This window comes from Halomonas sp. N3-2A (assembly GCF_002216165.1).
In the GTDB taxonomy this organism is placed as follows: domain Bacteria; phylum Pseudomonadota; class Gammaproteobacteria; order Pseudomonadales; family Halomonadaceae; genus Vreelandella.
Genome location: NZ_CP022286.1, coordinates 1,560,110 through 1,573,797 on the forward strand (window position 1 = coordinate 1,560,110; position 13,688 = coordinate 1,573,797).

At 51.0% G+C, this 13,688-nt stretch carries 13 protein-coding genes, 1 tRNA gene and 1 pseudogene; 7 read left to right on the top strand and 8 right to left on the bottom strand.

Annotated elements, in window-relative coordinates:
• Positions 1-83 precede the first annotated feature (83 nt).
• Complete coding sequence (gene folE / locus CEK60_RS07395; protein WP_038484772.1) at positions 84-635, bottom strand: GTP cyclohydrolase I FolE; 552 nt, start codon at positions 633-635, stop codon at positions 84-86.
• 297 nt (positions 636-932) lie between these two features.
• Here folE and CEK60_RS07400 point away from each other — a divergent pair, with 297 nt between their 5' ends.
• Positions 933-1,526 carry a hypothetical protein gene (locus CEK60_RS07400; RefSeq protein WP_089038473.1) on the top strand — a complete coding sequence of 198 codons (594 nt, stop codon included), beginning with the start codon at positions 933-935 and terminating at the stop codon, positions 1,524-1,526.
• Between the two features lie 56 nt (positions 1,527-1,582).
• Here the strand turns inward: CEK60_RS07400 and CEK60_RS07405 are convergent, their stop codons facing one another.
• The 3 genes and pseudogenes from CEK60_RS07405 to CEK60_RS22670 all read right to left on the bottom strand — a co-directional run.
• Positions 1,583-2,557: a serine/threonine protein kinase gene (locus CEK60_RS07405; protein WP_089038474.1), complete on the bottom strand. Its 975-nt coding sequence runs from the start codon at positions 2,555-2,557 to the stop codon at positions 1,583-1,585.
• 34 nt (positions 2,558-2,591) lie between these two features.
• Positions 2,592-2,930, bottom strand: a complete 339-nt coding sequence (locus CEK60_RS22665; protein WP_232471536.1) for a ComF family protein — start codon at positions 2,928-2,930, stop codon at positions 2,592-2,594.
• A 174-nt stretch (positions 2,931-3,104) separates the two neighbouring features.
• A pseudogene (locus CEK60_RS22670) lies at positions 3,105-3,311 on the bottom strand (double zinc ribbon domain-containing protein); the annotation flags it as partial.
• An 86-nt stretch (positions 3,312-3,397) separates the two neighbouring features.
• On the opposite strand from CEK60_RS22670, the gene CEK60_RS07415 reads away from it, so the two are divergent.
• A tRNA-Leu gene (locus tag CEK60_RS07415) sits at positions 3,398-3,482 on the top strand.
• A 158-nt stretch (positions 3,483-3,640) separates the two neighbouring features.
• A complete protein-coding gene (locus CEK60_RS07420) occupies positions 3,641-4,654 on the top strand; it encodes a hypothetical protein (protein WP_089038476.1) in 1,014 nt (337 codons plus the stop codon).
• A gap of 103 nt (positions 4,655-4,757) precedes the next feature.
• On the opposite strand, the gene CEK60_RS07425 is transcribed toward CEK60_RS07420, so the two are convergent.
• On the bottom strand, positions 4,758-5,519 hold the full coding sequence (locus CEK60_RS07425; RefSeq protein ID WP_089038477.1) for an SDR family oxidoreductase: 762 nt from the start codon (positions 5,517-5,519) through the stop codon (positions 4,758-4,760).
• 229 nt (positions 5,520-5,748) lie between these two features.
• Between CEK60_RS07425 and CEK60_RS07430 the strand changes: the two genes are divergently transcribed.
• From CEK60_RS07430 to CEK60_RS07445, 4 genes are all read left to right on the top strand, one after another.
• On the top strand, positions 5,749-6,219 hold the full coding sequence (locus CEK60_RS07430) for an FxsA family protein (protein WP_038484793.1): 471 nt from the start codon (positions 5,749-5,751) through the stop codon (positions 6,217-6,219).
• Between the two features lie 232 nt (positions 6,220-6,451).
• Positions 6,452-6,745 carry a co-chaperone GroES gene (locus CEK60_RS07435; RefSeq protein WP_038484796.1) on the top strand — a complete coding sequence of 98 codons (294 nt, stop codon included), beginning with the start codon at positions 6,452-6,454 and terminating at the stop codon, positions 6,743-6,745.
• A gap of 58 nt (positions 6,746-6,803) precedes the next feature.
• Positions 6,804-8,447 (top strand): chaperonin GroEL, encoded by a 1,644-nt coding sequence (gene groL / locus CEK60_RS07440; RefSeq protein ID WP_089038478.1) that lies wholly within the window; start codon positions 6,804-6,806, stop codon positions 8,445-8,447.
• 155 nt (positions 8,448-8,602) lie between these two features.
• Complete coding sequence (locus CEK60_RS07445) at positions 8,603-9,337, top strand: RNA methyltransferase (RefSeq protein WP_089038479.1); 735 nt, start codon at positions 8,603-8,605, stop codon at positions 9,335-9,337.
• A gap of 75 nt (positions 9,338-9,412) precedes the next feature.
• Here the strand turns inward: CEK60_RS07445 and CEK60_RS07450 are convergent, their stop codons facing one another.
• From CEK60_RS07450 to CEK60_RS07460, 3 genes are all read right to left on the bottom strand, one after another.
• Positions 9,413-10,759 (bottom strand): Na+/H+ antiporter family protein, encoded by a 1,347-nt coding sequence (locus CEK60_RS07450; protein WP_089038480.1) that lies wholly within the window; start codon positions 10,757-10,759, stop codon positions 9,413-9,415.
• Positions 10,760-10,928: 169 nt separating this feature from the next.
• Positions 10,929-12,176, bottom strand: a complete 1,248-nt coding sequence (locus CEK60_RS07455; protein ID WP_089038481.1) for an acetate/propionate family kinase — start codon at positions 12,174-12,176, stop codon at positions 10,929-10,931.
• Positions 12,177-12,178: 2 nt separating this feature from the next.
• On the bottom strand, positions 12,179-13,606 hold the full coding sequence (locus CEK60_RS07460; RefSeq protein ID WP_089038482.1) for a bifunctional enoyl-CoA hydratase/phosphate acetyltransferase: 1,428 nt from the start codon (positions 13,604-13,606) through the stop codon (positions 12,179-12,181).
• Positions 13,607-13,688 lie beyond the last annotated feature (82 nt).

Genomic DNA, 13,688 nt, shown 5'->3' on the forward strand with positions numbered 1-13,688 from the left:
ATTGACCTGTTCATGCTAAGACGAAACCGCGTGTTTAACCAAATCTTTGCAATGAAATCTGCCAAAGATTCTTAGCCAATATTTCAACTGATTAACGTTAAGAATTCCTGCCGCGTTGCTTGGTTGCTGCGAAAACTCCCCAGCATCACAGAAGATGTCATGCTTGAATTTTGCTTTTCCACACCGCGCATCATCATGCAAAGATGGCGTGCCTCAATCACCACAGCGACACCTCTTGATTGGGTAACTTGCTGCACTGCCTCGGCAATTTCACGCGTCAAGTTCTCTTGAATTTGCATACGCCTAGCATACATATCAACGATACGGGCAAACTTCGAAAGCCCTAGCACTTTGCCGCTAGGCAGATAAGCGATATGACATTTGCCAATAAAGGGGAGCAAGTGGTGCTCGCACATGGAGTACAGTTCAATGTCTTTTACAAGGACCATTTCATCTGTTTGTGACTCAAATACCGCGCCATTAACAATCTCCTCAAGTGATTGCTGGTAGCCAGCATTTAAGAACTGCATTGCTTTTGCGGCTCTTTTTGGCGTATCGCGCAGTCCTTCACGGTCAGGATTTTCACCTATTGCGGCGATAATGTGGCGGTAGTGTTGAGCAATGTCGTCGGTCATTTGAAGCCTCATCAAAACTGTACGTGCTAGCCACTGAAAAACGTCTGGACTACTAGAGCGTTTAATCAACAGCGAAATATTGCTATCTATCAATAGCTGAGAGCTGTGCGCCAATCATGTACAAAAAATATACGCTAAATAACTTTTGCACAATAAAAAACACCACATCCCGTTATTTTAACGCACCTAACCCTGCTGTGGCAGAGTGCCGCGCACCCCCCTTTGAGACTATTTAAGCTGTGCTATCATGGATCGAACTAGTCAGCTTAATTCGTAGCGCTCATCTGAGAGTTCCTTATGTCATTCAAACCTGCACCGTTTTTCTTAACTGCCCTATTGGGAGCTGCATTGGCAACACCCTTGTTAGCCGCCGAACAGACATTAACACTACCTAAAGGTGCCAGTGTCGGTGTCGAGGTCATCGAAGAGTTTGCTTTTACCGACAGCCAATCGCGTTATGAAGATATCTTACTTCATCCCACTCAAGCTGGCAGTGCCTCGCATCAGTTGCCCGAATACTGCGTTTTAGTCGCCAATGCACAGTTCACTAATGGGCGCATTCGTATTACAACTCAAGACGCAACCTGCATTGAAACACACGATGCTGAAAGCGCTATTTTCACCGGGTCATTTAGTGCCGGTGCGTATGCAGAAGACGGTCAGTACGGTCTTGCCTGTGATGAGTCGCCTTGCACCTTATCGCCAGGCCAAGCATTCGTGGTAACACTGGATGAAAATATCGATATCAACGCTCAAGATAACCCTTCAGCGGAAATTAATGCTGCTCGGCGAGAGGCTGATGGAGAAGGCGTAGCCAACCCCATCCCATCAGATCGGCCTGACCCCGATGCAAGCGCTGAAAACCCACGTGCGGTCAATCAACCTGAATAGAACCACGTTACTCATCGTCAATGGGGGCGATGCTTAATTAACTACCCGTGCAATTGTTATGCTAGCCAAATAGGCTTTTCAAGCTGTAACAACTGCTGCTCCAGCTGGCGGATGTGCTGATCCCAATAACCGCTCTCCGCCAGCCATGGAAACGCACGAGGAAACGCTGGATCATCCCAGCGAGAAATAAGCCACGCGGTGTATCGGATAAGACGATAAGCCCGCAACGGCTCGATTAGCGACAGCTGGTGTTGCGGAAATGTTTGCTCCTCTTCATAGCCTTCAACAATTTCACTTAGCTGTGCTCGCCAGCCAGATGGATCATCAACGGGTAACAGCATCCATACATCTTGGATAGCGGGCGCCATAAGGCAATCGTCAAAATCCACCAAGGTAAATGATTCATCTCTTCCTAAAACATTGCCCAGATGACAATCACCATGCGTTCGAATCATTTGATCGCTGGCGATGGGGTGCTTTTCAAGATGACGAAGAATTTTCTGTACAACGTTGTGATAAGCGCGCTGCTGATGCTTGCTTAGCCTTTTACTCTCGATAACACGGGCCTCAGCATCATCAATATCGCCCTGCCACTCTAATGTTGGACGGTACTGAAACGCCTTTCGTGATGACACTGCATGTAACCGCCCTAACGCATTACCTAATGCAAAAAGATGCGACGGATTGTCTAGCTCAGGCGCTTGACCACTGCATTGAGGGTAAAGCGTGAAGCGAAATTGCTGGTAAGTATGGAGTGAGTGGCCATGCTGATCCCGCCATGGCGCAACAACGGGCACATTTGCAGCAGCCAACTCCTGAAGAAAATCATGCTCTTCCTGAATGATCTCATCTGCCCAACGACCAGGACGATAGAATTTCACAACCCAGCGCTCACCGTCATCGTCACGAAACATCAGCACTCGATTTTCATAGCTATTAAGTGCAAACGGCTCGCCAGCCGGCCAAATCCCAACAGACTCCGCAGCAGACATAACAGTGTCCGGAGAAAGCGTACTAAACGGGTGTGGCATATACCGCTCCTGTGCAAATTAAGCCTGCATTCTATCAATTATGCACCAGAGGTGTTCGAGCAACTGCCCAAACATCGACACGTTTAGCCCCCGCACGAAGCGCTTCTTCAGCAAGTGCTTGGCAAGTCGCGCCAGTAGTAACAACGTCGTCAATGATGGTGAGATGTGATGGCAGTGAACCATTAATATGAAAGGCACCTACTAAATTTTTTGCTCGCTCCTTTCTGTTTAACGTCCGTTGAGAAGGCAGCTGTTGACGACATTCAGCCGTTAACACGGGCAGTTTGACCCGCTTGCCTAGCTGATCAGCCAACCAGTGGGACTGATTAAAGCCACGCTGCCGAGCTCGAACAGCGTGCATGGGTACAGGCAAGAGACCTCCTCCCAAACAGCTGGGAGCTTTACTCATCATCAGCTCTACCAGCAACATGCCCGCACGGGGCGACGCATTAAATTTAAAGTCATGAACTAACGCTCTTATAGGCTCTTCAAATAAAAGCTCCACCGTCGCGACGGTAAACGCTGGTGGATTCTCTCTACAGTGCCCACAAACGGATTGAACGGATGCTACGCCCCAAACAGCCAAAGGCTCTTTACACTGCCAGCAGCCATTGGCATTCCACGGCAACTGTTCAAAGCACTCCTGACACCAACCACCACTGGTTTGCCCGGGAGAAAGGCAAAACGCACAATAACCTGGCAGTCCCTTTTTGGCCCAAGTGCTTGCACAATGTACTAACCGCGTTAGGAGCATACTTTCCTCAGACTGATTTAATTAACAATTTTAGTGACGCACCGTTGACATTAATACGAATGCTGTTAATATACGTCTCGTCTTCAGCGGATGTGGTGGAATTGGTAGACACGCTAGATTTAGGTTCTAGTGCCGTAAGGTGTGGGAGTTCGAGTCTCCCCATCCGCACCAATTTAAAGGTCTTTACCTTCGAAAAATTCGGTAGCTTTATGCTAACCGAATTTTTTTGTTTTACGATCCTGTATAAACCGATTAGCTGACCTCAGTCTGTTTTTGAGTTAGGTTAGCAGCTAACAACTAACAACCTTATCGCTTCCAGGATCTCTTCGATGAAACCAGTGCTCGCTGTCTTTTTCCTTGGCGTATTTTGCGCACTGTCGCCAGACACCTATTCTGCCGAAACCTATACTACTGAGGAAGATAGCGACAGCGACCTACCCGAGTGGGCTGAAGCGCGCGTGGAGCCATTTCGAGCAAGCATTGGCAACTGGGTAGACAACACATCAAGAAACATTGACTCTTTTTTTGGTGGTGATCAATCCGCTTCTGCTGATAACAGATCTTACCTCCGCCTTGGCCAGGAAATAGACTGGATGGAAGGCGAAGGCACTAACGGTGATATTAGTGTGCGTTATCGCATCGATCTTCCTACGACAGAAGACCGCCTGCGCTTAATCATTGAAAGCGATCCAGAAGAATCACAAGGCACACTGGCTGAACAAGGCTCTGGGCGGCTCTATAACGACCAACGCGATCGCAGAACATCAACATTCGGCCTTGATTGGTTAGAAAGTAGAGACAAACGTGAGAACTGGAGCAACCGCTTTGGCGCTGGCGTCCGGCTTCGTCTGCCTCTTGATCCCTATGTCCGCTTTACCAGCGAACGCCTGTGGGACTTAAAGGATAGCCCCTGGCAGCTAGAATCATTTAATCGCCTATCCTGGTTTAACAACTCAGGTTATTCAGCACGCACCGAGTGGGATCTTGGCCGCCCATTATCCACCAATCGCCACCTGCGATTTATCACCAACGTGCAATGGCGTGAGGAAGAGGACACGCTTGAGTACAGCGAGGTAGTGCAGCTAAACCAGCGCTTAAACAGCCGTAGCGCACTTCGCTACTCAGCTATCGCCATTGGTGAAAGCCTGTCTAGCCCACGAATGACAAACTACTACCTGCAAACCCGCTACCGCAGAGATATCCATAAAGGAATACTGTTTGCAGATGTCATTCCAGAACTGCATTTTCAGCGAGAAGTTAGCTACGACCCGCGCTGGGCGATGACACTACGGGTAGAAATGTATTTCCAACGCGAGCTCCAGCGCGATCACTTCCACTTCTAGCAATTAGCGCCCCACCGCGAACGCACGATAGGCCATTGGCAGTTCTGCCAATGGCCTATTAGTTAGATGCAACAGTCAAGGGCAACAGCTAGTCTCTTATGGTTTAAAGCCGCAACCCACCGTCGCACTCGATAATTCGCGCCGTGAAGTAATCATTTTCAAAAATGAAAGCGACGCTTTTCGCGATGTCATCAGGATTACCCAGCCGCTTAAGAGGCACACTGGAGGAGATTCTTTCCAACATATCGGGGCGCATGGAAGCTGTCATGTCGGTTCCAACAAACCCTGGCGCCACGGTTCCAGTACGAATACCGTAACGGGCAAGCTCTTTGCCCCAAGTAACTGTCAACGCATGGACACCAGCTTTGGCAGCAGCGTAATTACTTTGCCCCATATTTCCGGCTCGGGAAATACTTGAAATATTGACAATAACGCCCTGGTGCCCAGCTTCTACCATTTGCGTTGCCGCTTCCCGGCCGCACAGAAAAACGCCGGTTAAATTAACATCAAGCACTTTCTGCCAAGCAGATAGCGACATACGTTTTTCAACTACCCCTTCTTTTGCTTTGATAAGTAAGCCATCGTCAGTGATCCCTGCATTATTAATACAACCGCCTACCGGTCCCATGCGGGCCGCAATGTCAGCAAATGCCTGCTGCACTGACTGCTCATCAGCCACATTGGTCACAAATGCGTGTGCTTGAATATCTTGAGACGCTAACGCTGATACCGCCTCATCCAATGCTGCTGCACTCATATCCAAAAGCGCCAAACGAGCACCTTGCTTGCCTAGCCGCTCCGCCATAGCAAAGCCCAGACCGCGGGCTCCCCCGGTAATCGCGATCACTTTATTTGTCAGGTTCATCTGATTCTCCTTAGGCCGATACTTATAAAGACTGATACTTTAAATTGCTTGCTAAGCGCTACCTATCTCGCCTCGTAAAATGGCGCTATTGTGCATCGCAGCATAGAAGTTATTGAGCGAAATATCGAGCATTAGAACACATACGTAAGCAGGCTAACCGAACGTTGGCTGCTTGTTTTCGCGAATTCTGCCACCATATTGACGAATTACGTTTGTTATGGAGTCTGTCATGCCCATTCTTCTTTTTATATCGCTGTTTACGTTAGTTGATTTTGTACTACTGTTTTCGATCGGTAGCCAAATTGGTTTATTAACCACTCTGCTTCTCGTACTGGGCACTGGTTTCATTGGACTACATCTAATTCGCAAAGAGGGTGTTTCCACTCTGGCGCGCGCGCGACAGCGCATGCAAGTGGGCGAAATTCCCTCTCAAGAACTGTTTACCGGGGCCGCTCTGATTTTCGGAGGCGCCCTACTTTTGGCCCCAGGCTTTCTCTCTGACGCGCTAGGCATCGCCTGCCTGCTGCCTAACGCTCGCCAGTTAATATTTAAAGCCCTCACCTGGCTAGGCTTAAAAAGCACTGCTGACCAACAGCAGCAAGCAAGCTACGAACAGGCCCAGACATCACGCTCAAGCAGTCAAGAAGGGCCGATTGAAGGTGAATTCATTAGCCGCGATGAAACAGCAAGGCGGCGCTGAAGGCTCATCGAAGAAGAATGCCAAAAAACCACATTTTTTTTTATCACTTACCCCTTGAAAGGCTACGAGCAGCCCCCACTTTTGAGTCAGCACACAAGTTCGGCGGATGCACTAGCTTTCGCCATTAACATGAAGGTGACTTACCTTCACTTTTCGCGGGCAAGAGGCCCACGAAAATCTCATTTAGCTAACTGCCCTTATGGGCTTTGACGATACTCAGGAGAACGTGAGCATGAATATCCGTCCTTTGCACGATCGCGTCGTTGTTCGTCGCGTGGAAGAAGAGCAGAAAACCGCTGGCGGCATCGTGCTTCCGGGCAACGCCCAGGAAAAACCCACTCGCGGTGAAATCCTGGCGGTTGGTAATGGTCGCATTCTCGACAACGGTGACGTTCGCCCGTTGGACGTTAAAGTTGGCGACTCGGTGATTTTCAAAGACGGTTTCGGCGTTGAGAAACAGAAAATCAACGGCGAAGAAGTTCTGATCATGAGCGAAGCCGATATCTTGGCAGTCGTCGAAGGCTAAATCTCGCCTCGACTACTTACTTTTCCTTTTAAATTTCAATGTTTAGGAAATAACGAACATGGCAGCTAAGCAAGTAAAGTTCTCCGATGATGCCCGCAAACGCATGGCTCGTGGCGTTGACGTTCTGGCCAACGCAGTAAAAGTTACCCTCGGTCCGAAAGGCCGTAACGTGGTACTGGACAAGTCCTTCGGCGCACCGACCGTTACTAAAGATGGTGTATCGGTTGCTAAAGAGATCGAACTGAAAGACAAGTTCGAGAACATGGGCGCTCAGATGGTTAAGGAAGTTGCTTCCAAAACGTCTGACGCTGCAGGCGACGGTACCACTACGGCAACGGTTCTGGCTCAAGCCATTGTCGCAGAAGGCTTGAAAGGCGTTACTGCGGGCATGAACCCGATGGATCTTAAGCGCGGTATCGACCAAGCGGTTAGCGCGGCTGTTAAAGAGATTCAGGCAATGTCTGTTCCTTGCACCGACACCAAGTCGATTGCTCAGGTAGGCACAATCTCTGCTAACGGCGACAAGCGCATTGGCGAGATCATCGCTGAAGCGATGGAAAAAGTTGGTAAAGAAGGCGTCATCACTGTTGATGAAGGCCGTGGCTTCGAAGACGAGCTGGAAGTCGTTGAAGGTATGCAGTTTGATCGCGGCTACCTCTCGCCCTACTTCGTTACCAACCAAGACACCATGGCTGTCGAGCTGGAAGACCCTTACATCCTGCTCGTAGACAAGAAAATCTCCAACATCCGCGAATTACTGCCGGTGCTGGAAGCGGTTGCTAAGCAAGGTAAACCGCTCGCGATTATCGCTGAAGATATCGAAGGCGAAGCGCTAGCAACGCTGGTTGTGAACAATATGCGCGGCATCGTTAAAGTTGCTGCAGCTAAAGCACCTGGCTTCGGCGACCGTCGCAAAGCGATGCTGCAGGATATCGCTATCCTGACTAACGGCACCGTGATTTCTGAGGAAGTTGGCCTGACGCTTGAGCAAGCGAACCTGGATCACCTGGGTACCGCTAAGCGCATGACGATGTCTAAAGAAAACACCACCATCATCGATGGCGCTGGTGTCGAAAATGACATCGAAGCACGCGTTAACCAGATCCGTGCGCAAATCGAAGAAACTTCTTCTGATTACGACAAAGAGAAGCTGCAAGAGCGCGTTGCCAAGCTGGCAGGCGGTGTTGCTGTTATTCGCGTCGGTGCGGCTACCGAAGTAGAAATGAAAGAGAAGAAAGCCCGTGTTGAAGATGCGCTGCACTCAACCCGCGCTGCAGTAGAAGAAGGCGTTGTACCTGGTGGCGGTACTGCACTGGTTCGCGTCATGGCTAAAGTACAAGGCCTGACTGGCGACAACGAAGACCAGAACCACGGTATCAACATGGCGCTGCGCGCTATGCAGTCTCCGCTGCGTCAGATTGTCACCAACGCCGGTGAAGAAGCCGCTGTTGTTATCAACAGCGTGAAAGATGGTGAAGGTAACTTCGGCTATAACGCACAAACGGGTGAGTACGGCGACCTGTTCGAAATGGGTGTTCTGGACCCGGCTAAAGTAACCCGTACTGCACTGCAGTCCGCTGGTTCTGTTGCTGGCCTGATGATCACCACTGAGTGCATGATCGCTGACGATCCTGAAGAGAAAGACGCTGCTCCAGACATGGGTGGCATGGGCGGAATGGGTGGTATGGGCGGCATGATGTAATGCAACCCTGAGCCCATCGCTCTGACGTTTAACGTCGCTAAGAACCCCGCCACGGCGGGGTTCTTTTATTTGACAATACCCCACCCACCTCTAACGGTAGCTAAAATCATGCTACCATCAGCGCCTTTATCCGGCAGCTGTAGGTCTTCATTACCGTGCTCTCCAATATTCGCATCGTACTAGTGCAAACCTTCCACCCAGGCAACATTGGCGCTACTGCTCGCGCGATGAAAACCATGGGCTTATCCGAGCTCGTATTGGTTAATCCGCGCGCATTCCCAGATGACGAAGCCACTCGCATGGCAGCAGGTGCAACGGATGTACTTGAACATGCCCGTTGTGTAAGCAGCCTTGAAGAAGCGGTTAGTGATTGCGTACAAGTGGTCGGTGCGAGTGCAAGGCTCCGTAGCCTGCCGCTGCCGCACTTCGATGAACCTGATGACATGGCGCAGCAGGTGATTGAGAACGCCGCACAAGCGCCGGTTGCACTGGTATTCGGGCGTGAACGCTCAGGTCTCACCAACGACGAAATACGCTGCTGCACACACCAAGTCAGCATACCTGCCAACCCTGAATACGGTATTTTAAATCTATCTCAGGCCGTGCAGATTTTAGCCTATGAAGTACACCGTGCTTGGCGGAAGCGCGATGATAGTCACTTCATGTACCAACGGCCACTTGAAGCCACGCCGCCCAGCCGCGAGCAGTTTGTGCACTTCCAGGAGCATCTTGGACGCCTGATGCAGCAGAGTGGCTTTCTTACCCAGCCCCATGCCCGCACTGAAGAACAGCTTCAGGCGCTGTTCTCCCGCTCTCAGCCTAGCCGCAAGGAGCTCTCCTTACTCCGCGGCCTGCTCAGCGCTTTCGAGACACACCTACCTGGGCAATAATCATGGTTTTAGTATAAAAAAGGGCAGCTCATGGCTGCCCTTCTTAGTCTGCGTGTTGGTTTGCGCGAAAAAAACTTAAAGCGACATCGCTGCCAACCACCCAAAAGCAATCAGCGGTATATTGTAGTGCAGGAAGGTAGGCACCACGCTGTCCCACATATGATCATGCTGTCCATCAACATTTAGACCTGAAGTTGGCCCCAACGTGGAATCAGACGCTGGCGAGCCAGCATCGCCCAGTGCAGCCGCCGTACCAACCAGCACAACCGTCGCCATTGGCGAGAAACCAAACTGCACCGCCAGCGGTACAAAAATCGCTGCAATAATGGGAATGGTCGAAAAGGATGAGCCAATTCCCAGGGTAATAAACAAGCCTACCAGCAGCATAACAAACGCCGCTAAACCGCGGTTATCACCAAACAACTCAAACGCACCTGTCACTAGCGACTCGATATCCCCTGTCGCCTTCATTACTTCTGCAAAGCCAGCTGCTGAAATCATGATGAAGCCGATTAACGCCATCATGCGCATACCGCTGGTAAATAGATCGTCCGCTTCACGCCACTTAAAAATGCCGCCCAGCGAAAGCAGACCAATCCCCACTAGCCCACCAATAATCATAGAGCCGGTATATAGCTGTAAACCTAACGCAGCCACAATAGCCACGCCCGACATCACCAGCCCAAACGTATGAGGTTTTGCAGGCGAGTGACCTTGGTGGGCATTAGTCGCCACTAGATCTTTATTAGTATATTCACGCTGCCCACGGTAGCTGAAAAACAGTGCTACGAGTAAGCCAATGGCCATTCCTCCTACCGGAATAGCCATTGCCATGGGCACCATGCCCCGGGTAATTTCCAAGCCCAGTGACTCGCCAGCGCTATTTAAATTTGCCAGCAGAATATCATTCAAAAAGATCGCGCCAAATCCTACAGGTAGCAGCATATACGGAGCGGTTAACCCAAAGGTAAGCGCACACGCCACCGCGCGACGGTCAAGCTGGAGACGATTCATTACCACCAACAACGGCGGAATCAGCACCGGGATAAACGCTATATGCACCGGAATGGCGTTTTGTGATGAGATAGCCACCAAGAGCACTGCGACGAGCAAAAACACCTTTACCCGCGCCTGATGTGCCGCAGTCGCTTCTTTTCCCAACATTGTAATCAGGCGATTGGCCAGCATATCTGGAAGCCCTGAACGGGAAATAGCCACCGCAAAGGCCCCAAGCGTGGCATAAGCAAGGGCTACTTGCGCGCCTCCACCAACACCATCATTGAATGCACTGAGCGTTTCATCCAGTGAAAGACCGCCAACCAAGCCCCCAACCAGCGCGCCTACAACCAGTGCAAACACCACGGATACCCGAGCAAGCGAAAGCGCCACCATGACTAGCACAGCAAGAATTACCGCGTTCATTAAGATTCCCAGTTAGATAAGTGAGTGAGCTTACAAAAACTGGGGATTCTATCAGATCAGTGGTTTCTCGGTAGCGGTAATGACAGTCGTAATCACCACAACAATGACAACACTCAACCCTCTTTACGGTCAGTGGCTCAACTAATCTCCCTGGCATCAGGTGGCTGAATTAAAACGCTGCTTGATCCGCCCTATTGAGAAGCGCTAGGCAATCACTGGCGATTACTCGCTCTTCATCGGTTGGAATGACCCAAACGCCCACACGGCTACTCGCTGAAGAGATGCAACAGGCATCACGCTTATTGGCTTTTTCATCAAGTTGCATGCCCAACCACTCACACTGCGCCACAATACGTGCACGCACCGGTGCTGCATGCTCACCAATACCGGCGGTGAATATCAATTGATCAAGCCCGCCCAGCGCGCCAGCTAAACTGGCGATTTCCCGCGCGGCGCGATAGCAGTAAAGCTCAACAGCCTCTTCGGCTTCCGGGGCATCACTTGCAAGCAACTCGCGCATATCGCTACTTATTCCAGAGACACCGAGCAGCCCTGAACGCTTGTATAAAAGCGCTGATACGTCCTCAATACTCATTTTTTCATCACTAATTAAGTAAAGCACTACTCCTGGATCCAAGGCACCAGAGCGAGTCCCCATCGGCAATCCATCAAGCGCAGTAAACCCCATGCTGGAAGCCACACTAATGCCATCACGAATAGCACACATACTGGCACCATTACCCAAATGCGCCACCACCACCCGTGAACGAGGTGCATCATCCGGCAATACATTAGGTAGCGTGCGCTGAATATAATCGTAGGAAAGGCCATGGAAGCCATAACGTATCAACCCCTTGGCCGTCCATTCCCGCGGCAAAGCAAACTGCCGAGCCACCCAGGGCTGATGAGCATGAAACGCGGTATCGAAACATGCGATCTGCGGTACGTCTGGCAGACGCGCCATCAGTAGTTTGATAGGCGCAAGTCCATGGGGCTGATGCAACGGCGCTAAGCTTGAAAATTTTTCCAACTCGATCACGTCGTTAGCGCTTAATCTAGTCGCTTCACAGTAGGTTTGGCCGCCATGAACAACGCGATGCCCAATGGCAACCAGGGTACTTTTATCCTCACGCTGCTCAAGCCATGCCATCAACTTTGTGATGGCCTCTTCATGGTTTATTGCCGGGGTTAGCCCCAGCGCCTCCAGAGTTTGCAAATCATAGCGATGCGGGGGCTGTCCAGGTTCGCGATGCGCTAACGACACGCGACATTGCGACGTTGCCAAGCCCGAAAAATGGCCGCTGTAGGCGACCGTCAACGCCTCCTGAATTCCACCGGCAGCGTCTTCATCAGTGATATGATAAAGCGCAAACTTGACGCTGGAAGAACCACTATTCAGCACCAGTATTTCCTGCATGGTTATGCTCCTGAAGGGTTACTGAGTAGGCTCCGACGCTGATAGTCAGCGAGTAGTAACGCTAATGCACTGGATGCCATGCGCGTCAATGCATCATCCGCGCGGCTTGTCAGCATGATCGGCACCCTAGCGCCGACGACAACGCCCGCCCCCGTGGCATCCGCCAAGTGAGTCAGTTGCTTCATCAACATATTGGCCGCTTCAAGATCTGGCGCGAGTAGGATGTCGGCGCGCCCTGCTACTGGCGAAACAATACCTTTGGTTCTTGCCGCTGCTTCTGAGACGGCATTGTCGAAAGCCAGCGGACCATCCAAGGTGCCACCGCTAATCTGGCCACGCTCAGCCATCTTACACAGGGCCGCCGCATCAATCGTAGAAGTGATTTTGGGGTTAACGGTCTCGACAGCAGAAAGGATCGCCACACGGGGATTGTCGTTACCCAATGCGTGAGCTAACTCGATCGCGTTTTGAACAATATCGCGCTTCTCAGCTAGCTTAGGATAGATATTGATTGCCGCATCCGTAATCAACAATGGTCGCGGGTAGGTTGGCACATCAAAGGCCATCACATGACTTAGGCACCGCTCGGTACGCAACCCTGTGTCACGCTTAAGCACTTCATGTAAAAGCTCATCGGTGTGCAGCGCACCTTTCATCAACGCACCTACGCGGCCCTGACGTGCTAATGCCACCGCTTGTTCAGCAGCCGCGTGGCTGTGGGGAACATCCACCAGTTCGAATGCACTGATATCCACCTCGGCTTTTTCGGCGGCGAGTTGTATTTTCCCTTTGGGCCCAACCAGCACAGGAATAATTAAACCTTGCGCCGCTGATTCAACCGCTCCACAAATAGCACTTTGATCTACCGGATGAACAACGGCAGTGGGCATTGGCTCCGGATGATCGGCAGCAGTTAAAATCTCATGCAACCTGCCACGCTCGGTTAAACGCACTTTGGGCAGCAACGCGCGAGGCCGTTGAATTTTTTTAATCGGTGCCAATACGCTAGCGTCACCTTCAATGACCGTATCACCGCGTTGATTTTCGCAACGGCAGGCAAAGGTGATCCTATGGTGCTGATCGTCTTTTTCGATAGCCCGCACGGATACCCGCAGTACATCCCCCAGCCTTACGGGTGCCTTAAACTGCAACGACTGGGTAAGATAGACCGTGCCCGGTCCGGGCAGCTGCGTTCCCAGCACAGTGGATATCAGCGCGCCGCCCCACATGCCATGAGCAATGACTTCCTGGAAACGGCTGCTCTTAGCAAAGTCGCTGTCGACGTGTGACGGATTAATGTCACCTGACATCACAGCAAACAGTTTGATGTCCTCCATGGTCAGGCGTTTTTCTAGGTGGGCTTCATCACCGACCGTTATTTCGTCATAGGTGCGATTTTCAATTAGATCATTAGCGTCATTGGCCGACATCGAGTGACTCCTTTAAACCACGTCCTTAAACTAGGAAACTTCCTTAATCACCCATACGTTAGAAGCGAATATGGTGACCTGC

Bases quoted from the DNA above. Each gene is read 5' to 3' on its own strand.
- groL (WP_089038478.1), top strand. From the start codon at position 6,804: ATGGCAGCTAAGCAAGTAAAGTTCTCCGATGATGCCCGCAAACGCATG.
- CEK60_RS07460 (WP_089038482.1), bottom strand. From the start codon at position 13,606: ATGTCGGCCAATGACGCTAATGATCTAATTGAAAATCGCACCTATGAC.
- folE (WP_038484772.1), bottom strand. From the start codon at position 635: ATGACCGACGACATTGCTCAACACTACCGCCACATTATCGCCGCAATA.
- CEK60_RS07450 (WP_089038480.1), bottom strand. From the start codon at position 10,759: ATGAACGCGGTAATTCTTGCTGTGCTAGTCATGGTGGCGCTTTCGCTT.
- CEK60_RS07455 (WP_089038481.1), bottom strand. From the start codon at position 12,176: ATGCAGGAAATACTGGTGCTGAATAGTGGTTCTTCCAGCGTCAAGTTT.
- CEK60_RS07420 (WP_089038476.1), top strand. From the start codon at position 3,641: ATGAAACCAGTGCTCGCTGTCTTTTTCCTTGGCGTATTTTGCGCACTG.
- CEK60_RS07425 (WP_089038477.1), bottom strand. From the start codon at position 5,519: ATGAACCTGACAAATAAAGTGATCGCGATTACCGGGGGAGCCCGCGGT.
- CEK60_RS07405 (WP_089038474.1), bottom strand. From the start codon at position 2,557: ATGCCACACCCGTTTAGTACGCTTTCTCCGGACACTGTTATGTCTGCT.
- CEK60_RS07430 (WP_038484793.1), top strand. From the start codon at position 5,749: ATGCCCATTCTTCTTTTTATATCGCTGTTTACGTTAGTTGATTTTGTA.
- CEK60_RS07400 (WP_089038473.1), top strand. From the start codon at position 933: ATGTCATTCAAACCTGCACCGTTTTTCTTAACTGCCCTATTGGGAGCT.
- CEK60_RS07435 (WP_038484796.1), top strand. From the start codon at position 6,452: ATGAATATCCGTCCTTTGCACGATCGCGTCGTTGTTCGTCGCGTGGAA.